At 71.1% G+C, this 26261-nt stretch carries 25 protein-coding genes and 1 riboswitch; of the genes, 14 read left to right on the top strand and 11 right to left on the bottom strand.

Features of this window, described 5'->3' with window-relative positions:
• Positions 1-86: 86 nt before the first annotated feature.
• Positions 87-275: riboswitch (cyclic di-AMP (ydaO/yuaA leader) on the top strand.
• Between the two features lie 4 nt (positions 276-279).
• Together ABD297_RS02650 and ABD297_RS02645 are read left to right on the top strand one after the other, a co-directional pair.
• The gene (locus ABD297_RS02650) at positions 280-1170 is read left to right on the top strand and encodes a CHAP domain-containing protein (protein ID WP_344252705.1); all 891 of its coding nucleotides are present in this window, start codon (positions 280-282) and stop codon (positions 1168-1170) included.
• Between the two features lie 268 nt (positions 1171-1438).
• Complete coding sequence (locus tag ABD297_RS02645; protein WP_344252703.1) at positions 1439-2509, top strand: alkene reductase; 1071 nt, start codon at positions 1439-1441, stop codon at positions 2507-2509.
• 611 nt (positions 2510-3120) lie between these two features.
• On the opposite strand, the gene ABD297_RS02640 is transcribed toward ABD297_RS02645, so the two are convergent.
• Entirely contained in the window at positions 3121-3657 is a 537-nt protein-coding gene (locus tag ABD297_RS02640; RefSeq protein ID WP_344252701.1) for a GNAT family N-acetyltransferase, read from the bottom strand.
• An 86-nt stretch (positions 3658-3743) separates the two neighbouring features.
• On the opposite strand from ABD297_RS02640, the gene ABD297_RS02635 reads away from it, so the two are divergent.
• Positions 3744-4742, top strand: coding sequence for a DUF389 domain-containing protein (locus ABD297_RS02635; protein ID WP_344252699.1), 999 nt, complete (start codon positions 3744-3746; stop codon positions 4740-4742).
• A 2-nt stretch (positions 4743-4744) separates the two neighbouring features.
• Here the strand turns inward: ABD297_RS02635 and ABD297_RS02630 are convergent, their stop codons facing one another.
• From ABD297_RS02630 to ABD297_RS02620, 3 genes are read right to left on the bottom strand one after another with little or no spacing between them, the layout of a single operon-like run.
• On the bottom strand, positions 4745-5473 hold the full coding sequence (locus ABD297_RS02630; protein ID WP_344252696.1) for a potassium channel family protein: 729 nt from the start codon (positions 5471-5473) through the stop codon (positions 4745-4747).
• A gap of 43 nt (positions 5474-5516) precedes the next feature.
• Positions 5517-6098, bottom strand: coding sequence for a P-loop nucleotide/nucleoside kinase family protein (locus ABD297_RS02625; protein WP_344252695.1), 582 nt, complete (start codon positions 6096-6098; stop codon positions 5517-5519).
• Entirely contained in the window at positions 6095-6967 is an 873-nt protein-coding gene (locus ABD297_RS02620; protein ID WP_344252692.1) for an alpha/beta hydrolase, read from the bottom strand. The genes ABD297_RS02625 and ABD297_RS02620 overlap by 4 nt, the downstream gene beginning before the upstream one ends.
• Before the next feature lie 77 nt (positions 6968-7044).
• Here ABD297_RS02620 and ABD297_RS02615 point away from each other — a divergent pair, with 77 nt between their 5' ends.
• The 3 genes from ABD297_RS02615 (at position 7045) to yidC (ending at position 8911) form a co-directional block, all read left to right on the top strand.
• Positions 7045-7566 carry an AAA family ATPase gene (locus tag ABD297_RS02615; protein ID WP_344252691.1) on the top strand — a complete coding sequence of 174 codons (522 nt, stop codon included), beginning with the start codon at positions 7045-7047 and terminating at the stop codon, positions 7564-7566.
• A gap of 44 nt (positions 7567-7610) precedes the next feature.
• Positions 7611-7973, top strand: coding sequence for a hypothetical protein (locus tag ABD297_RS02610; RefSeq protein ID WP_344252690.1), 363 nt, complete (start codon positions 7611-7613; stop codon positions 7971-7973).
• Between the two features lie 98 nt (positions 7974-8071).
• Positions 8072-8911 (top strand): membrane protein insertase YidC, encoded by an 840-nt coding sequence (gene yidC / locus ABD297_RS02605; RefSeq protein ID WP_344252689.1) that lies wholly within the window; start codon positions 8072-8074, stop codon positions 8909-8911.
• Between the two features lie 111 nt (positions 8912-9022).
• On the opposite strand, the gene ABD297_RS02600 is transcribed toward yidC, so the two are convergent.
• A complete protein-coding gene (locus ABD297_RS02600; protein WP_344252687.1) occupies positions 9023-9946 on the bottom strand; it encodes a CHAD domain-containing protein in 924 nt (307 codons plus the stop codon).
• A 107-nt stretch (positions 9947-10053) separates the two neighbouring features.
• Here ABD297_RS02600 and ABD297_RS02595 point away from each other — a divergent pair, with 107 nt between their 5' ends.
• The 6 genes from ABD297_RS02595 (at position 10054) to ABD297_RS02570 (ending at position 17481) form a co-directional block, all read left to right on the top strand.
• On the top strand, positions 10054-10983 hold the full coding sequence (locus ABD297_RS02595; RefSeq protein WP_344252686.1) for a S1C family serine protease: 930 nt from the start codon (positions 10054-10056) through the stop codon (positions 10981-10983).
• Between the two features lie 82 nt (positions 10984-11065).
• Complete coding sequence (locus ABD297_RS02590) at positions 11066-12211, top strand: AAA family ATPase (RefSeq protein ID WP_344252685.1); 1146 nt, start codon at positions 11066-11068, stop codon at positions 12209-12211.
• Positions 12190-13104, top strand: coding sequence for a DUF58 domain-containing protein (locus ABD297_RS02585; protein ID WP_344252684.1), 915 nt, complete (start codon positions 12190-12192; stop codon positions 13102-13104). Before ABD297_RS02590 ends, ABD297_RS02585 begins: the two co-directional genes overlap by 22 nt.
• A 73-nt stretch (positions 13105-13177) precedes the next feature.
• Entirely contained in the window at positions 13178-14170 is a 993-nt protein-coding gene (locus ABD297_RS02580) for a VWA domain-containing protein (RefSeq protein WP_344252682.1), read from the top strand.
• A gap of 13 nt (positions 14171-14183) precedes the next feature.
• Positions 14184-15296, top strand: coding sequence for a VWA domain-containing protein (locus ABD297_RS02575; RefSeq protein ID WP_344252679.1), 1113 nt, complete (start codon positions 14184-14186; stop codon positions 15294-15296).
• Positions 15297-15420: 124 nt separating this feature from the next.
• Entirely contained in the window at positions 15421-17481 is a 2061-nt protein-coding gene (locus ABD297_RS02570; RefSeq protein WP_344252677.1) for a transglycosylase domain-containing protein, read from the top strand.
• Positions 17482-18058: 577 nt separating this feature from the next.
• Here the strand turns inward: ABD297_RS02570 and ABD297_RS02565 are convergent.
• Positions 18059-18745 carry an alpha/beta fold hydrolase gene (locus ABD297_RS02565; protein WP_344252675.1) on the bottom strand — a complete coding sequence of 229 codons (687 nt, stop codon included), beginning with the start codon at positions 18743-18745 and terminating at the stop codon, positions 18059-18061.
• Positions 18746-18928: 183 nt separating this feature from the next.
• Here ABD297_RS02565 and ABD297_RS02560 point away from each other — a divergent pair, with 183 nt between their 5' ends.
• Positions 18929-19639 carry a uracil-DNA glycosylase gene (locus ABD297_RS02560; protein WP_344252673.1) on the top strand — a complete coding sequence of 237 codons (711 nt, stop codon included), beginning with the start codon at positions 18929-18931 and terminating at the stop codon, positions 19637-19639.
• A 130-nt stretch (positions 19640-19769) separates the two neighbouring features.
• On the opposite strand, the gene cysM is transcribed toward ABD297_RS02560, so the two are convergent.
• The 5 genes from cysM to ABD297_RS02535 form a co-directional block, all read right to left on the bottom strand.
• Positions 19770-20684, bottom strand: a complete 915-nt coding sequence (gene cysM / locus ABD297_RS02555) for a cysteine synthase CysM (protein WP_425581122.1) — start codon at positions 20682-20684, stop codon at positions 19770-19772.
• Between the two features lie 114 nt (positions 20685-20798).
• Positions 20799-22121: an NYN domain-containing protein gene (locus tag ABD297_RS02550; RefSeq protein ID WP_344252671.1), complete on the bottom strand. Its 1323-nt coding sequence runs from the start codon at positions 22119-22121 to the stop codon at positions 20799-20801.
• A 297-nt stretch (positions 22122-22418) separates the two neighbouring features.
• Positions 22419-23192, bottom strand: coding sequence for a maleylpyruvate isomerase family mycothiol-dependent enzyme (locus ABD297_RS02545; RefSeq protein WP_344253110.1), 774 nt, complete (start codon positions 23190-23192; stop codon positions 22419-22421).
• 386 nt (positions 23193-23578) lie between these two features.
• The gene (locus tag ABD297_RS02540; RefSeq protein ID WP_344252669.1) at positions 23579-24412 is read right to left on the bottom strand and encodes a hypothetical protein; all 834 of its coding nucleotides are present in this window, start codon (positions 24410-24412) and stop codon (positions 23579-23581) included.
• A gap of 193 nt (positions 24413-24605) precedes the next feature.
• Entirely contained in the window at positions 24606-25400 is a 795-nt protein-coding gene (locus ABD297_RS02535) for an NYN domain-containing protein (protein ID WP_344252667.1), read from the bottom strand.
• 233 nt (positions 25401-25633) lie between these two features.
• On the opposite strand from ABD297_RS02535, the gene ABD297_RS02530 reads away from it, so the two are divergent.
• Positions 25634-26230, top strand: coding sequence for a hypothetical protein (locus tag ABD297_RS02530; protein ID WP_344252665.1), 597 nt, complete (start codon positions 25634-25636; stop codon positions 26228-26230).
• Positions 26231-26261 lie beyond the last annotated feature (31 nt).

Below are 26261 nucleotides of genomic sequence, written 5' to 3'. Positions count from 1 at the left end.
CCAGTTGACTCGTCTACTCTTCCGGGAGTCCGGCTACCTGGTCGGGCTCTCGTGAGGTGGACCGCCTAGTCCTGTCACCGCCTCGTCGAGAGAGATCAAACCTTGTGACAGGAGCGGAGGAACCACACGTTTCTCCGGGCGTCCGGCGCAACGAATCCGGACGTCCTTGGGGTTAAGCCTTGGCCCCCGCGCGACGAATTCCGTCTCTCGGGTCCGAGGCCGGGCACCTTTCCGCCCGAACCCGACAGCTAACTTCGTAGGCGCGGAGAGGCAACACGCGTGAACATTGAGAACACCCGCGGCCGCCACCGTGCGCCAGGCCGCCACAACCCCCTCATCGAGCTCAAGCTCCTCGCCCGCGAGTCGGCTCAGCCGGCCATGAAGGCAGGCGCTGTCGTCGCCGCAACGGGTGGCCTCGTCGCCACCTTCGCCAACCCGGCGAGCGCCGACACCCTCAAGCCCGCCTCGGGCAATGTCGCTGCTGCTGCATCGGCCGACTCGGCAGCCCCCGCGGCTGTCGGTCCCGCGACCGCTGCTGCTCCTGCCGCATCGTCCGCGCTCTCGAAGATCGGCTTCGCCCCCGAGGCGCAGCAGGCCGTCGCCCAGCGCGTCTCGACGTCCAAGCCCGAGGTCATCGAGGACGTCCAGGTCCAGGCCCAGCGCGCCGCCGCGAAGGCTGCGGCCGTCAAGGCTGCCGCCGAGCGCAAGGCCGCCGCTGCGCGCGCCTCGCGTGACCTGACCCGCCGCACGCTGACGTCGAGCACGTCGTCCGCCAAGGCGAGCTTCAACGGCTCCGTCCCCGGCGCCTCCGCCGGCATGCGCGCCTCGTCCAACTGGGCCACCGCCGGCCAGTGCACGTGGGGCGCCCTCAACAAGTGGTACCAGTCCGAGGGCTACTACCCCGGCGGCTGGACCGGCAACGCCATGGCCTGGGCCTCGGGCGCACGCTCCGCGGGCTACACAGTGAGCACCGCTCCCCGCACCCGGTCGATCATCGTCCTGCAGCCCGGTGTGGCCGGCTCCTCGAGCGTCGGCCACGTCGGCTGGGTGACCGCCGTCAACGGCAACCAGGTCACCATGATCGAGATGAACGCCACGGCCGGCGCGTACAACTACGACACGCGCACCGTGACCCTCAGCGGGGGCATGAGCTTCATCTACGCGCCGTGATCATCGGCCGGCTCTGACCGAGCCGGACGCGTACCGAAGGGGAGGATGCTGCGGCATCCTCCCCTTCGGCATGCCCGGCCGATCCCCCTGCCCTACCCAGGTCGGCGGGTGTGGCCGCCGTGGGATCGGCCACACGCCCAACCCTGGACAGGCGGGAATGATCCTTCGCCCGGACGGCTTGTCGCCTAGGTAGTTGAAGGCTCCACCGAAACTCGGCGGAGGCCTCCGACATCACCTGCAGTCCCCCAACACGTGAAGGAGACGGCCTGTGTCCACGGCCTTCGACAGCATCCGCATCGGCCGCTGGGACCTCCCCCAGCGCTTCGTCATGGCACCGCTGACGCGCAACCGCGCGGGCGAGGGCCAGGCGCCCACCGCGCTCAACGCCGAGTACTACGGCCAGCGCGCCAGCGCCGGCCTCATCATCACCGAGGGCACCCAGCCGAGCGCCGTGGGCCAGGGCTACCTGGACACCCCCGGCATGCACTCCGACGAGCAGGTCGCCGGCTGGCGCCTCGTCGTCGACGCCGTGCACCAGGGCGGCGGCCACGTCGTCGTGCAGCTCATGCACGCCGGCCGCGTCGCCCACCCCGACAACAAGGGCGGCCTCGAGAGCGTGGCGCCGAGCGCCATCGCCGCGCCCGGCGAGATCGTGACCCCGAAGGGCCAGCAGGCGTATGCCGTCCCGCGTGCCCTCGAAACCGACGAGATCCCCGCGCTGGTCCAGGAGTACGTCCACGCTGCGCGCCAGGCCGTCGCCGCCGGGCTCGACGGCGTCGAGGTCCACGCCGCGAACGGCTACCTGCCGCACCAGTTCCTCGCCCCGAGCAGCAACCAGCGCACCGACGCCTACGGCGGCTCGCCCGAGAACCGGGCGCGCCTCACCGTCGAGATCACCAAGGCCGTGGCCGAGGCGATCGGCGCGGACCGCGTCGGCATCCGCATCTCGCCGGCCCACAACATCCAGGGCGTGCTCGAGGAGGACGAGGCCGACACCGCCGCGACCTACGAGTCGCTCGTCGAGGGCATCGCGCCGCTCGGCCTCGCCTACCTCAGCATCCTGGGTGACCCGGAGTCCGACATCGTCCGCGACCTGCGCAAGCGGTTCGGCGGTCCGGTCATCCTCAACACCGGCTTCGGCAAGGTGACCGAACTGGCCGACGTCGAGGACATCCTCGAGCGCGACCTCGGTGACGCCGTGGCCGTCGGGCGCGAGTTCCTCGCCAACCCGGACCTCGTCCGTCGCTGGCGCGAGGGTGCCGCGCTCAACGAGCCGAACTCCGACACCTTCTACGGCGGCGGCGCCGAGGGCTACACGGACTACCCGGCCCTCCCCTGACCCCAACCCATCGATGGAGCGCCCCGTCACAGACCATCCGTGACGGGGCGCTCACCCGTCCGGGGCAGCCCAGCAAACCCACCACCCCCAGCACGCCAACCCAGCCCCGGCTGACTTGCCGGCGGGCGGTCCAGCCCAGCCCGGCGCGCCAACTCCGCCCCGGCTGACTTGGCGCGCCGATCCACCCCCGGACGGCACGCCGACTCCGCCCCGACCGACCTCACGGCGGCGATCCGCCTCGCGCGGCACGCCAACCCAGCCCCGGCTGACCTCCCGCGGCGATACAGCCCCGCGCGGCACGCCAACTCCGCCTTGGCTAACTTCGCGCAGCGGTTCGGCTTTCGCCCGGCGCGCCAACTCCGCCCCGGCGGACTTCCCTGGCCGATCCAGCCCCCGCCGGCACGCCAACTCCACCCCGGCTGACTTCGCCGGCCGGTCCAGCTCCGCGCGGCACGCCAACCCAGCCCCGGCTGACTTCCTGGGCAGGTCAAGACCCGCCCGGCACGCCAACTCCGCCCCGGCTGACTTGGGCGTCACGGTCGACCCGAGCCCGGCGCACCAACTCCGCCGGGGCTGACTTGGCGGGGCGGGGCGCTCGCTCGACTGTCGGGTCAGGTGGGGTCGGGGGGCTCCACACCCGGAGTGGGGTCGCCGCCGAGGGGCCGCTGCACCCAGGTGACGTCGCGCGGGGCCCCGAGCTTCCAGCCGATGGCCCGGTAGGTCCCCACCGGCTCGAACCCCAAGGCCGCGTGCAGCCGCGCGCTGGCCTCGTTGGGCTGGGTCATCCCGGCCGCCGCCATCCGGTAGCCCCGCGCCGTGAGCTGCTCGAGCAGCTCCTCATAGAGCCGACGGCCGCCACCGCGGCCACGTCGGTCCTGGGCCAGGTAGACCGACACCTCGCACGACCACCGGTAGGCGGCGCGCTCCTTGAACGGGCCGGCATACGCATAGCCGAGGACCTCGCCGTCCTGCTCCAGCACGAGGAAGGCGTGGCGCGCCTGGGCCTTCGCGATCCGACGCGTCATCTCCGCCGCGTCGGGCGGGTCGGTCTCGAAGGTGATCGTCGTGCCGGTGACGTAGGGGGCGTAGATCGCCGCACAGGCCTCGGCGTCGGCGGCGGTGGCGTCCCGCACGAGGGAGTCGGACATGCCGCGATGCTAGGGCCCGACAGCCGGCGCGCACGAAGCACCCATGAACCGCGGACGGCGCGACCGCTGCTCCGGGACACTGAGCCATGCTGACCGCGATCCGGGCCCGCGTGCTGCCCGAGAACCAGCGCCGCACCTTCGAGGAGCTGACGTCGGACCTCGACCTCAACGAGGGCGACCTGCGGGCGAAGCGCTCGGCGTTCTGGACGATGCTCTTCCTCGCCGCCTGCATCGCGAGCGCCGGGGTCATCGCGGACTCGACCGCGACGGTCATCGGCGCCATGATCATCGCGCCGCTCTCGACCCCGATCATGGGGACCGCCCTCGCCCTCGTGAAGCGGGAGCGGACCGGAGGCGTGAAGTTCGTCGTGCTCGGCGGCCTCATGGTCATGGCGGTCGGGGCGGTCTTCTCGCTCATGCTGCCCAGCCCCTACGACCTGCTCACCAACTCCCAGGTCGCGGCCCGCACGAGCCCACGCCTCGTCGACCTCGTCGGCGCCCTCGCCACCGGGTTCGCCGGCGCCATCGCCCTGGCCCGTCGGGACGTCGCGGCGATCCTGCCGGGTGTCGCCATCTCGATCTCGCTCGTGCCGCCCCTGTGCGTCGTCGGCATCTGCCTCGCCGAGGGCAGCCCGAGCCTGGCGTTCGGCGCGCTCGTGCTCTTCCTCTCGAACTTCCTCGCGCTCGTCTTCGCCGGCAGCCTCGTCTTCACGACGCTGGGCTACACGAGCGCGATCCGCGAGCAGGGCGGCGCCTCCCGGCGCAAGGTGCGCGCCACCTTCGCCGTGCTCGTGCTGCTCGTCCTCGTGCCCGTCGTCCTCAACTCGCTCATCAGCCTCGCCGTCGCGAAGCTGACCCAGGTCGGGCGCGACACGACGCGCACGTGGCTGGCGACGACGCGCGGCGCGGAGATCGTCGACGTCACGAACCAGGGCTTCACCCTCGTCATCCACGTCCGGGCACCTGACGGCCTCCCCCTGACCACGGCGCTCATGAGCGATCTCAGCGCGAAGCTGCCGACCGGCATACCCGTCGTGCTCGAGAGGTCCGTCGGGGAGAGCATCCCCCTCGGGTCTACGACCTGAGCTCAGCTCCCGGCGTCCGGCGCACCGTCCGCACCCGCCCCCGTCACTCCATCCGTCGCCGCCCCTGTTGCCGCACCCCGCCCGGGCCCGGCGGCGAAGCGCGACACGATGAGCGCGACGAAGGTGACGAGGAAGACCTGGCCGATGACCGCCTCGCTCGTGGCCGCCAGCCGCGCCATGTCGGTGATCGCGGTGAAGTCGCCGTAGCCCACCGTCGAGATCGTCGTGAGGCTGAAGTACGTGTAGACCGTCGTCGACACCTGTCGCCCGAAGAAGTGATCGGGCGTCGTGCCGTCGATGGTCTGGAAGAGCGTGGCGTAGGCGACGGCGATCTGCAGGTAGGCCGCGACGGCGCCGAGCACGGTCTGCACCCGCACGACCTGGTGCTGGAGCAGCCGTCGTCCGATGATGACGGGCAGGACGAGCGCCGCGACGAGCCACACGCCCTCGGGCTGCACGACGTCGGGCGAGATCGGCGTGGTGCCGCGCGTCGGCAGGAGCAGCAGGAGGTTGCTGACGACGGTGACCGCGACGAGCACGTCGAGGATGCGTCGGGCCCGACGCCTCGCCCCGGACGCGCGCGTCGCGACGACGAGCGCGATCCCGGTCACCGAGTGCGTGACGAACGAGCCCCACACCGAGCCGCGGGTGTCGACGAGCGCCTGGCTGACGATGACGGCGAGGACGAGCAGCAGCACGAGGTCGAAGCGGTCGAGCAGCCGGTTGCTCACCCCACCGAGGATAGGGCGGTCGACGCTCCCGCGCGGTGAGTCGTCAGAGCCCGCGACGACGCGTGACCAGACCCTTGCCGTATGCGTGGTCGACGACCTGCTGGGCGGTCTCCTCGGGTGTCAGCGCGGAGGTGTCGAACCACCAGCCGAGCTCGCCGAAGCCGTCGCGCATCCCGGCGACGAGGGTGTCGTGCCCGTCGAAGGCGAACTGCTCGTCGGCGTGGCGCTGCTCGTCTCGGTCACGGCACGCCTGCGTCCCCGGGTCGAGGACGACGAGGACCAGGCCGCGGTCGACGAGCCCGTCCACGTAGAGGTCGAGCTGGGCCCGGTCGGGCACGATCCAGTCGATGACGGGTGTGATGCCCGCGTCGACGAAGTTGCCCGCCAGTGCGATGAGGTTGTCGTTGCACAGGCGTGTCTGGCGGGCCGCCTCGTCGGCGGGCTCGCCCAGCGCCCAGACGTGTCCGCTGACGACGAGCCGGCTGACGTCGTCCCCACGCATCAGGGCCGAGCGGGTCAGCGCGGCGGCGACGAGGCGGGTGACGGTCGACTTGCCCGAGCCGGGCGCACCCGTGACGAGCAGGCAGGCGCCGCCCCGGTCGATCGACGCATCGGGGGCCGTCATGCCGCACCACCCTCGTCGACCGCGCCGGACCAGACCCAGCGCAGCGCGTCGGGCAGCAGGACGCCACCGTGGTTGGCGCTGTGGCCGCCGTCGCCGAGCACGAGCCGCACGTCATGGCCGGTCTCGGCGAGCGCCGCCGCGGTGCGGAGGTTCTCGGCGAACCAGTTCGCTTGCGGTTCATGCCAGTTCAGGTCTCGGTGCCCTGCCTGGAGGAAGACGCGCAGCGCCTTGCGCGGCACCGTCGGCAGCAGCGCGGGGTACGGGTTGCCACCCGGCATCTGCGCGAAGCTCGAGAGGAAGGCGACGACGCGGCGGAAGCGGTCGGGTCGCTGCCACGCCGCGGTGAAGGCGCCGTTGCCTCCGCTGCTGCCGCCGCAGATGCCCCACCGGTCGGGGTCGTCACTGACGGCCCAGCGCGCGGTGACGAGGGGCATGACCTCGTCGAGCAGGAAGCCCACGTAGCGGTCGTCGAAGGCGTCGTACTCGATGTTGCGGTTCTTGCGGGTGTCCGGGTCCTCGCGATCGGCGAAGATGCCCGGGTCGACGAAAACCCCGATGGTCACAGGGATCTCGCCGGCGTGGACGAGGTTGTCGAGCACGATCGCGCCGCGGATGTCGCCCTCGGGGTCGAGGTACCACCAGCCGTCGTTGAAGACCATGAGCGTCGCCGGCTCGGCCGGGTCATACCCCGCGGGCACGTGCACCCAGACCGTCCGTGAGGTCCCGGGGTAGACGTGGCTGTCGTCGATCCGCAGCTCCACGGTCTCCCCGGCCGGCACGCCCTCGCGCCGCACCGAGTCGGGCCCGTGGTCGTAGACGACGTCCGTCTGGTCGATCGGCAGCGGTCGGTACGGCACGCGGGTAGCCATGCGCCGCAACGTACGGACCCACGAGACCGCGGGCAACGGGATTTCCCCGCCACCCGGCATACGCGAGCATGGGTCGTATGCCGTGTCGCCGCGTCCTCGTGCTCACCGGGCCGCCCGCGGTCGGCAAGTCCACGACGGCCCGCGCGCTCGCGGCGGGGCGGGAGCGGTGCGCGGTCATCGACGTCGACGACGTGCGCCAGCTCGTCGTGTCGGGCGGTGCGGCTCCGTGGGACGGCGAGGAGGGCGTGCGCCAGCAGCGGCTGGGGGCGGTCAACGCGTGCGCCCTCGCCCGCAACGTCTCGGCGGCGGGCATCGACGTCGTCGTCGCCGACGTGCTGACCCTGGAGACGGCAGGGCTCTACCGCGAGCTGCTGCCGGGCTGCCTGCTCGTGCACCTGACCGTCCCGGTCGCCGAGGCGTGGCGGCGGGCCGGGACCCGACCGGTGTGGCTGACCGACGCGGAGTTCGTCGCCCTCCACGAGGCCGACGCGTCGTTGGTCCGCGCGGACGGCCTCGCTGCCGACCACGTGCTCGACACCGGCGACCTCGATGCCGACGGGCAGGCCGCGGCGGTCGAGGGGGTGTGGCGCGGGCGGTGACGTACGCTCGAAACAGGTCCGTGACGAGTGGAAGGAGACGGCGCATGAGCATCCTGCGTGAGCGCGCGTCCTCCCTGACGTCGTCGCCGGCGTCCTCCCTCATCTCGTTCCGGGCGACGTCCCTGCCCGCGCTCGTCGCGAGCCTCGCCGCGACCGTCGTCGTCCTGCTCGGCACGCTGACCAGCTCGGTCACCGACGCGAGCGCCGGCCAGGTGCTGCTCACCGCAGCCGCCGTCGGCGTGCTCACCGCCGTGCTCGCCTCGACCGGTCAGCACGTCGTGCGACCCCTGCCGGCCCGCGCCAACCCCTCGGGTGTTTCCGGCGCGGTGCCCGCGTCGACGGCGTACTGGTGCGCCCTCGACGCCCCGAGCTGTCCCCAGCGTCCTCGAGCCCCGGGTCGGCACTGACCCCGTCCGCCGCACCCGCGACGTCCGGGTCCGCGCCCTGCCCCGTTCGAGAACTGGCCCGCGTCGCGAAGATGCGGGCCGAGCCGAGGAGCTCACCCGTGCCTGATGTCCTGTCTGCCCTGCTGTCCCCCGTCACCCATTCGGTCGCCGCGGTCCTCGCGGCCACCCACGACGCCGCTGGTGCGGTCGGCCTCTCCCCCGGCTCGGCCGGCGCCTGGCTGCTCGCCGTGCTGCTGCTCGTCGTCGCCGTCCGCACCGTCCTGCTGCCCGTGACCGTCCACCAGGTGCGCTCGTCGCACGCCCGCGCCCACGCGGCGCCCCAGCTGCGCGAGCTGCGCCGGCGGTATGCCGGAATCCGTGACCTCGAGCAGCTGACCGCGATGCGCACCGAGCAGAAGGCGATCCACGCCGAGCACGGCGTCTCGGGGTGGAGCCTCGCCCCGGCGCTGCTGCAGCTGCCCCTCTTCTACGCCCTGTACCGCGTCGTCTCCGACCTGACCGCCGGGCACTCGGTGGGGGCGCTCGACGCCGGGCTCGTCGCCTCGGCGTCGGCGGCCTCGCTCGCCGGGCTGCACCTGACGAGCCACCTCGGGGCGACCCTCGCGTCGAACCCGCTGGCGGGGGTCGTCCTCGTCACTGCCGCGCTCGGGGCCGCGCTGCTCAGCCTGCTCTCCCAGCGCTGGTTCGTGCTGCCCATGACCGACGTCGCCGACCTGCCCGAGGGGATGGCCACGGTCCAGCGGCTCATGCCCTGGCTCGGCGCGGTGGGCGTGCTCGCGGCGGCGGCCTTCGTGCCGGCGGGGCTCATCGCCTACTGGCTCTTCAACAACGCGTGGACCTTCGCGCAGCAGGGCCTGGTCTGGCGGTTCGCGCCGACGCCCGGCTCACCCGCGGCAGCGCGTCGCGAGGCCAGGGCGCTGGAAGGCGCCGTGTCCTGATCGGGCGGCCACCCGGCATACGCACGCTCGTCGCGACGCCGGAGTTCCCTCGGGGGCGACGTCGAAGGGACGATCCCGCTCAGCACGCCCTGCCGCGCGAGCACCGACCAGTCAGAACGCCGCGTCGAGCTCCGCTCGAAGCTCGTCGATCGTCTGCCAAGACTGGGCCTCGAGCGTGGCCATGGCGCGCTGCTCGTCCGCGTCGAGGTGCCCGAGCAGAAAGGCCGCCGCCTCGCCGACGGCCTCGTCGAGCGCGAGGTGGCGCAGGGCCTGGCGCGTCATGACGGCGTCGTGGTGCTCACCGAGCGCACCCTGGACGGCCTTGGCCAGCTTGACTATCCGGCGGTACGGCTCGTCGCTGACGGGCCGTGCGGCCTCGGCGGCGTAGCGCAGCCGTTTCGTCGCCTTGCGCACCTCGTGGAGGTGGGCGGCGTGGTCGACGGCGGGTGGAGCCGCGGACCCGTGGTCGTGGGGCGAGGCTCCGTCGGCGCCGAGGTCGGCCCGGGCAGCCTCGGCCAGCCGGGCGAAGCGGCGCGCCTCGTGGCGCACCCGCTTGCGGGCGACCTTGGCGGCGTCACGCTGCGCGGCGTCGGTGAGGGGCGGGTGGGTGACGAGCTCGTCGAGCAGGATGGACAACGCGGCATACCTCGTCGAGTCGAGGATCTCCTCGACGTCCTCGCCCGCGGCGGCCGCGTCGAGCCGGAGCCGGGCGCGCAGGCCCGCGACGGCGTCCTCGTCGAGCCCGTCGAGCTCGACGTCCTCGAGGAGGCGGTCGGTGTTGTCGGTGGCGACCTCGGCGTCGCGGGACTGCCCGAGCCGCCCCGAGGCGTCCTTGAGCTCGGCGCGCAGCGGCTCGGTGACCGACGTGTCGAAGACGGGACGGAACGTCGCGAGCAGCGAGCGGATGCGGCGCATGGCGACGCGGAGGTCGTGCAGGCCGGTCGGGCCGCCGGCTCGCACGGCAGCCTCGGCCGTGCGCAGCGCGTCGCGCTGGTCGGCGAGGCGCTGGCGCACGAGGATCCCGGCGGACGGCATACCCCTCTATACCCGGCGGGCGAGGTACACGTCCTCGCTTCGCCGGATCCTGTGAACTGTCAACAAGGCTCTGCCGCTGGCGTCGCGGGAAACGTACAGTCGAAAAGGTGGCACGGGTCACCGCTCCCCCCGCAGTCGACACCGCCGTCGCGCCAGGCGCCCGGCTGTCCCTGCGCGCGCCGGAGCCTCAGCCCGAGGAGCCTCCCCCGCCCTACCGCGGGCGGCGTTGGCAGACGGTGCGCGCCCGGTTGGCCGCGGTGCCGCGCCGAGCCTGGTGGGTCCTCGTCGCAGCCGTCGTCGCCGTGGGGGTCGTGATCGCGTATGCCGTGTCGCGACCTCCCGGCCCACCCGTCCTGACCCAGCGCGACGTCGACACGAGCGTCCAGCGCGGGATCGCGAGGCAGGCCGAGGCGGCCGCAGCCGCGCCGGCCGACGGGACCGTCGCGCACTCCGTCATCGAGCCGTCGCTCGTGCTCATCGAGACCCGCGACGTCGTGGGCGGCCGCCAGGCCGAGGGCAGCGGCGCCGGGGTCGTCGTCAACGCCGACGGCACGGTGCTCACGGCGCTGCACGTCGTGTCCGGGTCGAGCGCCATCACCGTCACCTTCGCCGACGGCACGACCTCGCCGGCCACGGTCGCGACGCGGTCCCCGCAGAACGACATCGCGACGCTCACGCCGGCGCGACTCCCCCAGACCGTCGTGCCGGCCGTCATCGGTGGCAGCGTGCCGGTCGGGGCCCCGGTCTTCGCCGTCGGCCACCCGCTCGGGCTCACCGACTCGCTGTCGGCCGGGGTCGTCTCGGCGCTCGACCGGACGGTGCGCGTCGACGGCAACCGCAGGCTCGAGCACCTCATCCAGATCGACGCGGCGGTCAACCCCGGCAACTCCGGCGGCCCCCTGCTCAACAAGGCCGGGCAGGTCGTCGGCATCGTCACCGGCCTCGCCAACCCCACCGACCAGAGCCTCTTCGTCGGCATCGGCTTCGCGGTCCCCATCGCGACGGCCGCCGGGGCGGCAGGGAGCCCGCCCCGCTGAGAGGTCACGTGCTCGCCCGGGCGGCGACACGGCATACGCGAGCACCACCAGCCAGAGAGAACCCGAACGGCAGGAGCACGGCATGGACGGCGAGGCAGCCGCTGGTCAACAGGAGTCGCACGGCCAGCACGGTCGGCACGCGCTCGAGCAGGCGCTCTACGAGGTGAAGCGGACGATCGTCGGGCAGGACCTGCTCGTCGAGCGGATGCTCGTCGCACTGCTCGCCCGCGGGCACCTGCTCGTCGAGGGCGTGCCGGGGCTGGCCAAGACGATGGCGGTCAAGACGCTCGCCCAGGCGATCGGCGGCGACTTCCAGCGCATCCAGTTCACGCCCGACCTCGTGCCGGCCGACCTCGTCGGGACGCGGATCTACAACCAGAAGGAGGGCGAGTTCCAGGTCTCGCTCGGGCCGGTCTTCGCCAACCTCGTGCTCGCCGACGAGATCAACCGCGCGCCGGCAAAGGTGCAGAGCGCGCTGCTCGAGGTCATGCAGGAGCGCCAGGTGACGATCGGCCGCGAGAGCTACCCGGCGCCCGACCCGTTCCTCGTCATGGCGACGCAGAACCCCATCGAGTCGGAGGGGACGTATGCGCTTCCCGAGGCGCAGGTCGACCGCTTCATGCTCAAGGTGCTCATCGGATATCCCTCTGCCGCTGAGGAGTTCGTCGTCGTCGAGCGCCAGATCGCGGCGGCCGCGGCGACGGTCCAGGTGCTCGACCCCGAGATGCTGCGCGGCTTCCAGCGCGAGGCCGACGCCGTCTACGTCGACCCCGCGGTGATCGAGTATGCCGTCCGGCTGGCCACCGCGACCCGCGAGCCGGCAGGCGTCGGCCGGGACGACCTGGCGCGGCTGCTGACCTACGGCGCGAGCCCGCGGGCCTCGATCAACCTCGTGCTGGCGGCTCGTGCGCTGGCCTTCCTCCGCGGGCGCGACTTCGCGCTGCCGGGCGACGTGCGCGACCTCGCGCGGGAGGTGCTGCGGCACCGGATCGTGCTGTCCTACGAAGCGCTGGCCCAGGACCTGTCGCCGGACGACCTGCTGACGCCGATCCTCGAGGCGGTGCCGGTGCCGACGGCTCCGCTGCGCGAGCAGGAGCGGCAGGCCATGCGGGCCGGCGGCGTGGCCGGCAGTGCGGGGGGCGGCGCGTACGGCGCCGAGTCCGGCGGGATCCCAGCGGGCGGCACGGCGGGACCGGGTGACTCGACATGGGCCCGACCGCCCCGCTGACCGCCGAGGCCCTGCTGCGTCGCCTCGAGTGGAGGGTGGTGCGGCGCCTCGACGGACGACTCCAGGGCGACTACCGCACCCTCTTCCGCGGGTCGGGGATCGACTTCACCGACCTGCGCGAGTACGTGCCGGGCGATGACCTGCGGCACATCGAGTGGAACGTGACGGCGCGGCTCGACGAGCCCTACGTGCGCGAGTTCGTCGAGGACCGGGAGCTGACGGCGTGGCTGCTGCTCGACCACTCGGCGTCGATGGGTTTCGGACCGGTCGACCGGCAGAAGGACCTCGTGCTCGCGGAGGTGGCGACGACCCTCGCGCACGTGCTGACCCGTGGCGGCAGCCGGGTCGGGGCGCTCGTCATGGACACGGGGGTCGACCTCGTGGTCCCGCCGGCCTCGGGCCGCAACCAGGTGCTGCGCATCGCCCACCACCTGCTGGGGCGCCGCGACTCGCGCGCCGGCGACCCCGCCCCGCCGGGGAGGGTCACGGACCTCGGGGGGATGCTCGCCGCGGCATACGGGATCGCGAAGCGGCGCTCCCTCGTGCTCGTGGTCTCGGACTTCATCACGGCGGACGGGTGGGAGGCGCCGCTGTCACGGCTGGCGCGGCGGCACGAGGTCGTCGCGATCCAGGTCGTCGACCCGCGCGAGAGCGAGCTGCCCGACGTGGGCGGCGTCTACGTCGAGGACGCGGAGACGGGCGAGCAGATCTTCGTCGACACGAGCGACGTCGGGTTCCGGGCGCGGCTGGCGGCGGCTGCGGCGGCGCGGCAGGCGGAGCTCGAGGCGCGGGCGCGGCGGGCGGGCGTCGACCTCTACCCGGTGCGGACGGACGAGGACCTCGTGCGGTCGCTCCTGCGGGTCTCCGAGCTGCGGCGACGGAGACGGCGATGAGCTGGTCTACGGGTTCGGGCGACGAGGTCGGCGACGGGGCCGGTCATGCGGTGGGCGCGATGAGGTGGCCGGGGTGAGCGGGCTGTCGCTGACGTGGCCGTGGGCGCTGGCGGGGCTGCTCGTCGTGCCGGTGCTCGTCGCGCTCTACCGGCGGGGGCTGCGCGCGCAGGAGAGACGGCGGGCAGCGCTGGCGGCGGACGGGCTCGTCATGGCGGCGCCGGCCCGGTCGCGGTGGCGCCACCTGGGTCCGGCTCTGCTCGTCGCGGCGCTGGCGGTGATGCTGCTGTCGCTGACGCGGCCGGTGGCGTCGGTCGCGGAGCCGCACCGGGAGGGCACGGTCGTGCTGGCCTTCGACGTGTCGGGCAGTATGGCGGCGACCGACGTGAAGCCGTCGCGGCTCGAGGCGGCCAAGGCCGCGGCACGTGCTTTCGTGGCGAAGCAGCCGGCGTCGGTGCGGATCGCGGTGGTCGCCTTCGGCGGGACCGGGCTCGTGACGCAGCGGCCGACGGACGACCGGGCCGCGGTGCTCGCGGCGGTGGCCCGCCTCAAGCCGTCGGGTGACACGTCGCTCGCGGACGGGATCCTCGGCGGGCTGAGCGCGATCGTCGGGAAGCCGGTCAAGGCACCGGGCGACGCGGAGCTGGGGACCGCCCAGGAGACACCGATCGGCTACCACGGCGGGACGGCGATCGTGCTGCTCACGGACGGGGAGGACACGTCGGACGCGGGCCCGGCGGGAGCGGCGCAGCTCGCGTCCGCGGCCGGGGTGAGGATCGAGCCGATCGGGCTGGGGACGCCGGCGGGGACGACGATCCAGGTGGACGGTTTCAGCATCGCGACGGCGCTCGACGAGTCGTCGCTGCAGGCGGTCGCGCAGACGACGGGCGGGACCTACCGTCGCGCGTCCGACGCGGCGACGCTGGCGGCGGTCTACGACTCCATCGAGCTGCAGTGGACGACGCGGACGGTGCCGCACGAGGTGACGTCGTGGGTGGCGGCGCTGGCGGCGGTGCTGCTCCTCGGCGGCGCGACGGTGTCGGTGCTGCGTCAGGGGCGGGTGATCTGAGGTGTCGTTCGGTGTGCCGCTGCTGCTCGTGACGCTGGTCTTCGTGCCCGTGCTCCTCGGGCTCTACGTGTGGCAGCTGCGCCGTCGGCGGCGGCAGGTCGTGCGGTTCTCCAACGTCGCGCTGCTGCGGGCGGCCGGCGCGGGGTCGGCGTCGTGGAGGCGGCACGTGCCGGTGGCGATGGTGCTGTGCGCGCTGGCCCTGCTCGGGCTGGCGAGCGCCCGGCCGACAGTGCGCGCCGCGGTGCCGACGTCGAGCGCGACGGTGATCGTGGCGCTCGACGTGTCGGGCTCGATGTGCGCGACCGACGTCGTGCCCAACCGGCTCAGCGCGGCGCAGGCGGCGGTGCGGACGTTCGTCGAGGGGCAGCCGGACGAGACGAAGGTCGGGCTCGTCGTGTTCTCGGGGTTCGCGGAGCTCGCCGTGGCGCCGACGACGAACCGGGACGGGCTGTTGGCGTCGCTGGACGCGGTGACGACCGGGCGCGGGACGACGATCGGCGCCGCGATCCTGCGGTCGATCGACGCGATCGCCGAGCTCGACCCCAACGTCGCGCCGGCCGACGCGGTGGACGAGCCGACGACCGACGGGCCGGGCCTCGGCACGCCGACGCCCACGCCGTCGCCCGGTGGTGGCGCGGACCTGGGCGCCGGGGCCGTCACCGGATCGGCGACGGACAAGGCGCCCGAGATCGTCGTGCTGCTGACCGACGGCGCCAACACGCGCGGGGTGACGCCGGCCCAGGCGGCGGAGCAGGCGGCCGCCCGCGGGGTGCGGGTCTACCCGATCGGCTTCGGCACGACGAACCCGACCCAGATGGCGTGCACGCGCGACCAGTACGGCGGCTTCACGCCCCGGGTCCGCGACTCCGGCATCGGCGCGGGGTCGTTGGCCGGCCGCAACTTCCTCGTCGTCGACGAGGCGGCGCTGCGAGGCGTGGCCCGGACGACAGGTGGCGCTTACTTCGCCGCCACCGACGCCGACGGCCTCACCAAGGTGCTGGCGGACCTGCCCAAGCACGTGACGGTGAGCGAGCAGGACGTCGACCTCAGCGCGGCCGCGGGCATCCTGGCGGCGGTGGTCCTGCTCGCCGGACTCGCCGTCTCGCTCCGCCGGATCCCGACCTGACGAGCTCGTGGGAGACGTCCGAAAGGCTGTCGGCGCCGCTCGGGGCCGCCGTCCGGTGGTGTCTGCCGCCCGCTGCGCGGGCTTCAGGTAAGGCTCAGAGCCGCCGCTTATCGTCGACATGGTGGTGAGAGTTCACAGACAAGACCTGCACACGACCGCGCGGCTGCTCGTGGCCTTCGTGGCGGCCGCCTTCACGCTCGGCGTGCTGGCGGCGGGCATCTCCGCCCCGGCCGTTGCCGCCATCGGCCAGCTGACGACGGCCGGCGACTCGACCTTCATGTCGCTGCCGAGCTCCATCACCGTCGCGCAGCTCACCCAGGGCTCGCGCATCCTCGCTGCCGACGGCTCCGTGATCGCCACGCCGGAGGACACCGACCGTCGGCTCGTCACGCTGAGCCAGGTCGCGCCCGTCATGCGGCAGGCGCAGGTCGCCATCGAGGACAGCCGCTTCTACTCGCACGGCGCGATCGACCCCCAGGGCGTCACGCGCGCCGTGATCGAGGACCTGCGCACCGGGACCGCCAGCGAGGGCGCCTCGACCCTGACCCAGCAGTTCGTCAAGATGACGCTGCAGGCCCAGGCCCTCAGTGCCGGCAAGGACGCCGCCGCCCAGGCGGCCGTCGCCAAGACCCTGCCGCGCAAGCTCACCGAGCTGAGGTATGCCGTGGGGCTCGAGCGCACGTGGAGCAAGGACCGCATCCTCGAGGGCTACCTCAACCTCGCCTACTACGGCGACGGCGCCTACGGCGTCGAGGCTGCCGCCCGGCACTACTTCGGGGTGCACGCGAGCGCGCTGACACTCCCGGAGGCGGCGACGCTGGCCGGTCTCGTGCAGAGCCCGAGCACGACCGACCCGGTCAACCACCTCAAGCAGGCCCAGGCCCGGCGCGACGTCGTGCTCGGCCGCATGCACGACCTCGGGCTCGTCACGACCGCCCAGTGGCAGGCGGCGCTGCACCGGCCGCTCACCAAGGACCTGCACGTGACGTATCCGCCCGCCACGTGCGCCGCCTCGCCCTACCCGTACTTCTGCTCCTTCGTGATCAGCTGGCTGGAGCAGCAGCCCGCCCTCGGGTCGACCGCCCAGGCCCGGCACGACCGGCTCTTCAGCGGCGACCTGACCGTGCACACCACCCTCGACCCGTCGGTCGAGCGTCAGGCCAACGCGGCGCTGCGCGCGGTCGCCCCCACGAACAACTCGCTCGGGGTGGCGGCGGCGGCCTACGTCACCCAGCCGGGGACCGGCAACGTGCTCGCCCTCGGCCAGGACACGGCATACGGCTCCAAGGGCGCCAGCGCCACCGAGCTCAACTACTCGGTCGACACGAAGTACGGCGGGTCGCGCGGGTTCCAGTTCGGCTCGACCGCCAAGGCCTTCGCCCTGGTCACGGCGATGGCCCAGGGCCTCGGCACGTCGGCGACGGTCGAGGCGCCGGCCGCCGACAACAACAACCCAGCGACCTTCCACCCCAGCCAGTTCCCGCAGCCGTGCGGCCTCTCCAGCGACTGGAAGGTCTACAACGACGAGGCATGGGGCGGGGGCTCGATGCCGCTCATGACCGCGACCGCGCAGTCGACCAACACGGCCTTCGTCCAGCTCGCGAGCCAGATCGGCGTCTGCGCCATCCACCAGACGATGAGCGCGTTCGGCATGCACGACGCGAACGGCAGCCCCATCGGCACCTATCCGCCGCAGGTCATCCTCGGCGCGCAGCAGGTCTCGCCCCAGACCCTCGCCAACGCGTATGCCGCCATGGCCGCCGGCGGCGTGCTGTGCCAGACCCGACCGGTCACGAGCATCACCCAGGGCACCACCGTGCTCCTCGCCCCGAAGCCGTCGTGCATGCGCGTCGCGGACGCCAGCGCGGTGAGCCAGGCGACGCAGTACCTCGAGCACAACATGACGAACGGCTCGGGCATCCTCAACCAGCTGGCCGGGCGTCCCTCCGCGGGAAAGACCGGCACGGCCGACGGCAACTCGCAGTCGTGGTTCGTCGGCTACACCCCGCAGCTGACGACGGCCGTGTGGGTGGGCAACCCCGTCAACCAGAACCGGAAGATGTTCAACGTCTCCATGGCCGGCAAGAGCTGCGCGTCGATGACCGGCGCCTGCTACGCGGCCCCGATCTGGCGCCGGATCATGGATGCCGCACTGGCTGACCAGCCGGTCGCGCCCATGCCCTGACCGATGTCGACCCGACGCGTCGCTCTCTCGGAGCAGCCGGGTATCGCTGCTCAGCTGTCGCCTCCCGCACGAGCTCGCCGTCGCGGGGCACGAAACGACGAGCCGGCCGAGAGCCTTTGACGCACTCCAGAAAGGCGGCTCCGATACGGGCCTCTAGCTCGGCGAGCCATCGCTTTCAGGATCTTCCGAGATCCAGGTCAGCCCGCACCGTTCACACTCGCGGTCATGTCCCGGATGCATGCAGCCCACCCACTCGACCCAGGCTGGCGAGTTGGTCACAGCATCCGGGTCGCCTGGAAGCCCGATCACGAGGTGTCGAACCTCGCCCACGCCGCAGGCCGGGCAACTGCCGCGCGGAAGGTCGTATGCCATGGCCTCGTCAGCGTCCGTGCCAGCCGGCGGAATCATCCCGGCATGGCCTCATCACCGTCCGACGACTGTCGGGGCTTCACAGGTGATTCCACGTGGCGAACACCGAGCCCGCAGACGACCGCGGCCGCAACGCGAATGTCGGGGCTCTTCGGCGCGGCCCGCGGACGACTCAGCGAACGACTCAGCGAACGACTCAGCGAACGACTCAGCGGGCGTCGCCGGAGCGGGTCGCCTGCAGCAGGTAGTCGGCCACCAGCCGAGGCTGCACGAGTGGCAGCAGATGGCCACCCGGAACGACGTCGGCCTCGACACCCAGACGCTCGCGGGCGACCCGGCGCTGCAAGCCGACCGGGAAGAAACGGTCGTCAGCGCCCACCAGGACCCGGATCTTGATCGCCGGCCACGCCGTGAAGTCACACACCGACTCAAAGACGACGTCGGCCTCGTCACGCTGATAACGCTCGCCCTCGGCCGCGACCTCGGCGTCGACATCGTGCAGAAAGTACGTCATCACGTCGAAGGGACCGTAGCCACCGGCGCGGGCTGCCTGCTCCTGGGCTTCAGCGGCACCCGTGTGCGCCCACCACTCGCCCGCAGTCTCGCCCGGCTCAGGGATCATCGCGTTGACCAGCACCAACTCGCCGACAGGCACCCGCTCACAGACGAGCGGCGCCGTGAACCCTCCCAGCGACCCTGCCACGAGCACGGGGTCGGCGCGTGAACCGATCGCGTCCACCACCAGCTCCGTGTAGCGATCCAAGCCGGCAGTTTCGTCATCGCCGGGCAGATCGACCGCAAGCACTTCGTGCCCCGCCTCGAGCAGGAACGCCGCAACCCGACTCCAGACCCACGCTGACCCACCTGCTCCCGGAATGAGAACGAAGGTGGTCATGCCCGACTGTAGGCAGACCGACGGCGCGTGTCACAGACCATCGCAGGACTACGTCCTCCCGCGGCCTGTCGCCCTTGAGCCGGGGTGACGTCTTTCACCCGCTCGCTCACCGCCAACGCACGCGGAGGAGCATGGGGAAAGACGGCCATGCCGTCCAGGCGGGGTCAGCCCGAGGAGATACTTATGACCGCAAGGCCGGACGCGTCCGAGCTCCCCGAGGACTGGGCCAGTGCTCTGGCCAAGCGCGGGCTCGACCGAGAGGCTGTCGTCGCGCTCGTGGCTGACACCTATGGACACAGTCCCGCGGCCGTCCACCCAGACCGCTCAGACGTGTTCCGAGCGTTCCACCTGACCAGACTGAAGGACGTTCGAGTAGCGATCCTGGGACAGGACCCATACCCGCACCCCGGGCAGGCCAACGGACTCGCGTTCTCCGTCCCCGAGGACGAGCCGACCCCGCGATCGCTCAGAGCCATCTATACCAACCTCCGGGACGACCCAGCGAATCAGATCGCGCAACCACTTCACGGAGACCTGTCCGCTTGGGCTAAGAACGGCGTCCTCCTCCTCAACACTGCGCTGACAGTCCAGGACGGCCACCCCGGGTCACACGCTCGGCGATGGGAGCATTTCACCGATCTCGTTCTGCGGGTGCTCAACGAAGACTGCGGCCATGTGGCGTTCCTTCTGTGGGGATCAAAAGCCATCCGCAAGGCAACGTCCATCCCGATCGACGAGCCACCGCACACTGTCATCCGATCCGCTCATCCAGCCGTATGGGGCAAGACCAAGGAACGGCGTTTCATGGATTGCCACCCGTTCAGCGAGGCAAACGACTTCCTGCGGACACACAGACTCCCGCCCGTCGCCTGGGACCTACCGACGGCGAAATGACGACGACCTGAGAGCGCCCGTCACGTCTCACGAGCCGGGCCTGGTCGCCGCGTGTATGGCAATCGCGCGGTAGCGCGGCGGAGGGACGGTCCCACCCTCGGCAGCTGTCTCCGAGCGGCAGCGGAGACTCTCAGGCGGGGAACACGCCGCTGGAGAGGTACCGGTCGCCGCGGTCACAGACCACGAAGACGATGGTCGCCCCCTCGACCTCCTGGGCCACCTGCAGGGCGGTCCAGCAAGCGCCGGCCGCGGAGATACCTCCGAAGATGCCTTCTTGGCGGGCCAGCTGGCGGGCCGTCTCCTCGGCGTCGGCCTGGGTGACCTCCACGGTCCGGTCCACCGCCGAGGGGTCGAAGATCTTCGGCACGTACTCCGCAGGCCAGGCACGGATCCCGGGGATCTTCGAGCCCTCCGCGGGCTGTGCCCCGACGATCTGGACACCGGGGTTGCGTGACTTCAGGAACCGCGAGACCCCGGTGATGGTGCCTGTGGTGCCCATCGCGGACACGAAGTGCGTGATCCGTCCGTCGGTCTGTCGCCACAGCTCCGGGCCGGTCCCTTCCTCGTGGGCTCGCGGGTTGTCCGGGTTGCCGAACTGGTCCAGGACCCGACCACGGCCCTCCCGCTCCATCCGCGCGACGACGTCCCGGGCCTCTTCCATGCCGCCACGCGCCGGGGTCAGGACGAGCTCGGCCCCGTACGCCTTCATCGTCTGGATCCGCTCGGTGGAGGCGTCCTCGGGCATCACGATGACCAGTGGATAGCCGCTGATCGCCGCCGCCATCGCCAAGCCGATCCCGGTGTTGCCGGAGGTGGCTTCCAGCAGGGTGTCGCCGGGAGAGATCTCCCCTCGCTCCTCGGCGCCGCGGATCATGCTGATCGCAGGCCGGTCCTTCACCGAGCCGGCCGGGTTATTCCCCTCGAGCTTGGCGAGCAGCACGTTGCCGCGGCGTTCGTTCCCCACCCCCGGAAGGCGCTGCAGACGCACCAGCGGCGTGTCGCCGATGACGTCCTCCATCGTTGGGTACGCCGGAGGATTGCTCACGCGCCCGAGTCTACGGCGGCGGTCCCCCAACCATCTCGGCCCGCTGCTGGACCTCCACGCATCCACCGATCGCGAAGAGGTCCGCCGCCACGACAGAGACAGCTGCGCACGGCTTCATCCAGGTGGTGCCGCCAGCCACTGCTTGATCTCGACGCGTTCTTCGTTGGTCAAGGGAATCCCCGCTGCTTCGGCCCGAGAGAGGGTGTTCGCGGCGAAGGCGTCCCGGATCTCGTCGGAGCCGGGCGCGGGCTCACGAAAGAGGGGAGCGCCCCCGTAGGCCGATCCGCGTGCGACGACGCCCACAGCCGATCGGTTGGCAGGCACACCGAGGGTAGAAAGGCGGTCTCTCGTCCACCGGGTGCACTCGGTGAGGTTGAAGGGTCGGTGAGACTGGGCGTACTCAGCTAGCTCGTCGTACACGGCCTGCCAGTCGGCCGCGCCGAGCCTAGGTAACGACAGCGCCGAGCGCACACGCTGGATCGCAGGTGGCTGGCCCGATTCGGTGGAAGCGGGCGCATCGTGGCGCGTGGAGTCCCAGAGCTCGTGCTGGCTGAAGACTGCACCGGGCAGGGCCAACCGCCTAACGAAGCGCACGAATCCTTCGGCGCCGAACCATTGGGTGTCGACAACCGGCTGCCCGACCTCGGCGCGGACGCGGGCGGCGAGCGAGGCGACGTTGATGGGCCCGTCTGCTGCGTCGTACGCAGAGCGCACCATCTCCGTCGCGCGCTGCAGAGCCCGCGTCGTGTCTTGGTCCGAAGGTGCTGTAGTGGCGACATCTATCGGCGCCGTGCCTGATTCGAGCGGTTCACCTGCCTCCTCGTCGAACTCGTCCTCGGGCTCTTCCTCGACGGGCTCCCCCTGGACCAGCTCCAAGACCTGCACCCCACTGATGCTCCGGTCGGCGACCGCGATGAATCCCGCCGCGGCGTCTGAGGGGGAAACGACGGTCGTCCTCCGGTCCTCAGCGCGAAGCCTCACAAGTAGCGGCGTCATGTCCGAGTCGCCGGAAGCGATGACGAACTCGTCGTAGCGGGTCGTGCCGCGCACGGCATCCATCGCGTCGACGACGAGGCGGATGTCCGCTGCGTTCTTCGTGTGCGTGATGCGAGGACAGTCCACGACGTCGAAACCAGCGCGCGTATAGGGCGGCCGGAACTCCGAGAAGTACAGACGTTCCCCCGGCCGCTCCGGGTGTGGCACCCAGCCGTTCGGATTGAGGTAACAGCGCAACACCAGAAAGCGCCGATCCCCGTCGATCACGAGCGTCGAAGCGAGCCGTCGGAGCCAAAGCTCGGGAGCGCGTGCGAATGTCAGGGCCACTGGCGGGTCGAGTTTGAGTAGTCCGCCAAAGACGTTGTCGAAATCCAAGTACAGAGCCGTTCTGACTGGTTCCAATCTTTCCCCCTCGACGATGGAGCGCGGCAACTTGCTCATCGAGTCGTGTCTATCAAGTTTTGGAGGTGCCCCTACGACGTGTTGCTCGGCGAACTCCGGTGCGCAACGGTTGAGGCGCTTCCTGTACGGCGAAAGGGCACCGGACTCGCTGCACACAACACGGCTGCTGGCCCAGCCTGCCAGCGCCGACGCGCTACGCCTTCCAAGTCAACCCTGCGTCACACCGACACCTGCTGGCGTACACGCTTTACCCGCTTGATGAATATGCGAGGACGTGGGCTCGTGAGGCTGTCCCGAACTGTCGACGTCTGGCGCGGCTTCGGGGGGTCTTGCTGCTCAGTAGCCGGGGAAGACCTTCCGGAGCTCGTCCAGCGTGACGTTTCCGGTCACGGTCACGCCGGCAGCGTGTTCGGCGCCGAGCCGTCCGCTGAGCAGCCGCACCACGGCTTCCGCCGCACCCTCGAACGTGGCCGTTGCATGATCGACAGAGTCGGTCACCGCGACCGCGTCGGTGATCTCGAGAGCGCCACCCGGGATCGCCAGGCGGACCTCCTGTTCGATCGTGTCCGGCTTTGCGGAGAACCCCAGCAGGAAGGCCAACGGCCCGCGGAAGAGCTCGACGAGCAGCTCGGCAGAGTCCGGGTCCACGGTCGCCGACGGGTCGACTCCGACGCGCACGTCCCAGGCATGGTTGGCGACTTCATTGAGCCGCATGCCGAGCGCGACCAACAGCGGCACCGGCTCGGGAAGGAAGCCCAGGTCGACCATCAAGGTGTCGTGCTGCTCGGTGCTGAGCGCCTCGACGGTGTCGAGGTACGCCTCGTCGTGCGTGACGAACGCGGCTGCCTGGTCGGCCGGCGAAGACGCGTTCCATCGTGCCCAGATGGACTGGTTGTCCTCAGCTTCGACCCGCTCGCCCGCGGCGGTCGCGATCGGCTTGCGGCCGATCTCCGCACCGCTGCCGAGGTGCGAGAGCGCCTGCGCGACGGTCCACTCCGCCGCCCCACTGGGGGCGCTCAGGTCGTCCTCGGACAAGGTCGGCACCAGGGCGGCGAGGGAGTTGTGGTTGACACGCAGCGCCTCGACGGTGCGCTCGACAAGTGTGGTCATGACCACGCAACCATGCAGACCACGGCCTTCTTCCCGCGGTCCCCCAGCACCTCGCAACCGCCGGATCCGGTTGCTCGCCCTCCAAGGCCGGCCGGGACTGGACGAGCACCACGGCGGTGGCGATCCTCTGGACGGCGGCCATGTCCGATCAAGGGCCCTCCGTGCGGGGCCAACGGGATGGAGCGGTGGACGCAGTGACACGACCTCGTCGCCCAACCGCGGGTCTCGGCATACGCCATGCCGCCGCTCGTGCGCCTCCATCGTCCGAGGCTCGACGGACGCGGCTGATGCCACTCGCCCGAACCGCCGACCCACGAGCGGCTGAGAGGACGCCGGACCGGTGGGCGAGGCCCCCCGGGGTTCTCGACCCGGACGTGCACCTTGACCTAAGTCGCGGCCACACGGTCGCCTGCAGTTGCCCAAAGGCCAGGAGCGAGTGCTTGCTCGCCTGGGAAGCTCGCCCATGACTCCAGAAAGCGGAGCACGTTGCGTCGACTCCTGCTTCTACTGACGAAGTCGGTCTTGATAGACCGGACGACAACGCGTACCTGGCCGAGGTGCTGCTCCGACACGGCGACCCAGATGATCTCGCCCATCCACATGTCTTGGCCGAATGAGACGCCAGTCGCGGCGAGGATCCTGGCCCCCTCGACGCGTACGACCCGAGCTCCCAGGTCGACCAGCGCTGCGAGACTGTGCTGCTTGACGTCGTCTTCGTTTCCTGAGACCAGGACCTCCCCCTGCTGGGGCGTGGCTGCTGATCCGCGCCCGGGATCTCGACGAACGTCGCGGATGGTGCGAGCGAGCACGATATCGACGCCGACGCCGACCATGAGTGCGAGAACCAGAGACCATCCTGGCAGATGCGTGACCCTTGGGCCGTACACCAGATAGGCGCCTGTCAGAAGGGTTGCGCTGATTACCCCGGCGCCACAGATCCACAACGTGCGCGTGCGCATGCGCTCACGGGCCGTCTGCGCTTCAGGATCGTCGGCTGCTGCGTCGTACCGGCGTGCGAACAGTTCGGAGAAGGGCGGGGGCGCGGAGTATGAGCGGACGCGTGATGGCGAGTGGCGGCCCGACAGCGCATGCGATCTGCGGCTGCGCGAGGAGGTGACAAGGTTTGGGATCGCACGCAGCGCCGCGGCCAGCACCGCGAGAACGCCCGGCAGGATCTTTATCAGGTCCTGCGCTGTGATCTCCACACCAAAGAATTCCATGTCTCACCTCGCATCGAGCCAACGCCAGAGAGTCGGCCAGCGATCATTGAATTGGTCAGCGATCGGGCGAAATCTCTTCCTGTAGAGGAGGGCGTGCTACGTGGTGATACCTGTCATATCGAACAGGTCCCTGGACAGGGCGCGGCCCACTCCTGCCTCGACGGGACAACCGCCGCGAGTCGGCGGGCCTGAGCTATTGCACTTCTCGCACGCGAAGGTGCAGCACGCTGTTGCCGTTCGCCCCAGGCACCTCGCGGATTTCGAGGTTGGGTTGGTCGCGGACGAGCTGTCCGAGTCGGGCATAGCCGTAGTTTCGCGAATCGAAGGTGGGGTGATTTGAGACGAGCTGAAAACCGACGTTGGAGAGAAGCGCCCAACCATCATCGCCCTGACACGCGGCGAGCGCGGAGTTCAACATCTCGTCAAGATCGGGGGCTTGCCCGGCCGTGGGCGTAGTCGCTGGCTGCGCTGCTGAGTCTCCAGATGGCTCAGGCTCTTCGAGTCCGCCGATCGACCCGGTCATCAACTCGTCAGGCTCAGCGAGGACGGGTGCGGCACCGAGCACCTCGACAAAGGTGAATCTGTCGCATGCGCTACTGAAGGCGGCTGGTGTGTGCTTGGCTCCGATGCCGATCACGCGCTTCCCAGCTTCACGCAGCCGCATCGCCAACCGCGTGTAGTCGCTGTCGCTGGCAACGAGACAGAACGTGTCAACTTGCCCGGAGTACAAGAGATCCATGGCGTCGATGACAAGTGCCATGTCGGTGGCGCCTTTGCCTGCCACGTAGGCAATCTGCTGCACGGGCTGAATGGCGAGCGGCACCAGCTGCTGTCGCCATCGGCTCAGATGGGGACTTCCCCAATCGCCATATCCCCGCTTGACTCCTAGGACCCCGTGCGTGGCCGCTTCAGCGATCACCGCCGAGGCTCGCTGCCAACTGACGTTGTCGCAGTCAAGAAGGACTGCAACCCGAGGCTGATTGGTCATTCGGATCCCCCGCTCTGTGCTGTCTACCGTGATCAGGCTAGGGGGCCGCGACGTCAAGAAACCGGCTCGGGCCTAGACCAGTCTTCTGCTGATCAGCCGGTCTCTCGACATTCCTGGTCAGATGCCCGTCTGCGCCTATTCGCCACCTCTCCGCGCGGCGCTGCTGCGAGCATGGAGAGAGTCGCAACGTGCCAGGGCCGCACGTTGCGGGGCGCAGACAGGGGGCGGTTGTCGTGACCGGGTCGCAGAGGTTGGTGCTCGCCGGCGCCATCGCCGCCATGCTGGGTGGCCTGTTCTGGGCGATGAAGGCGACCGGCCTGATGGTCGCCCGCTACCAGCCGCCGGTCGTCTACGAGATCGCGCCGATCTTCTTCGCCTTCGCGGTCATCGGCCTTCACGCCAGTCTCGGCGCCTCTCGGTCGCGGTTGGCGCGAGCAGGCTTGGTGCTGGCGGGAATTGCCGAGCTGTGCGCCGTCGTGGCCGCACTGGGGCAGTTCCTCGGGCCCGCCGACTGGATCCCCACCGGGGACACCGTCACCGTGCTCACCCCGTTCATCACACTGTCCATGCTGGGCTCGGTCGCGGGTCTCCTGCTCGTCGGCCTCGTCGTCCGACGCACCGCAGCGCTGCCCGGCCGGTGGGCGGGCTACCCTCTGGCCCTTGCCATTTCGGTGATCCCACTCATCGCGTCGAGCGCCGTCTTCCAGGCCATCCACCCGCGGCTCTTCGAGCTCCCGACCCTGGTGGTCGGCCTCGGGTGGATCGTCCTCGGCGCCGTCATGGCCCGTCGCCCTCCCACGAGGCCCGGTGAACACCCGGAAGACGCCTGACGACGCGCGCGCATCGAATCGCGAATTGCGT

Origin of the sequence: Terrabacter carboxydivorans (genome assembly GCF_039532035.1) — a bacterium.
GTDB lineage: Bacteria > Actinomycetota > Actinomycetes > Actinomycetales > Dermatophilaceae > Terrabacter > Terrabacter carboxydivorans.
Note: the sequence above shows the minus strand (reverse complement) of the source record. Positions and strands in the feature narration are given on the sequence as shown.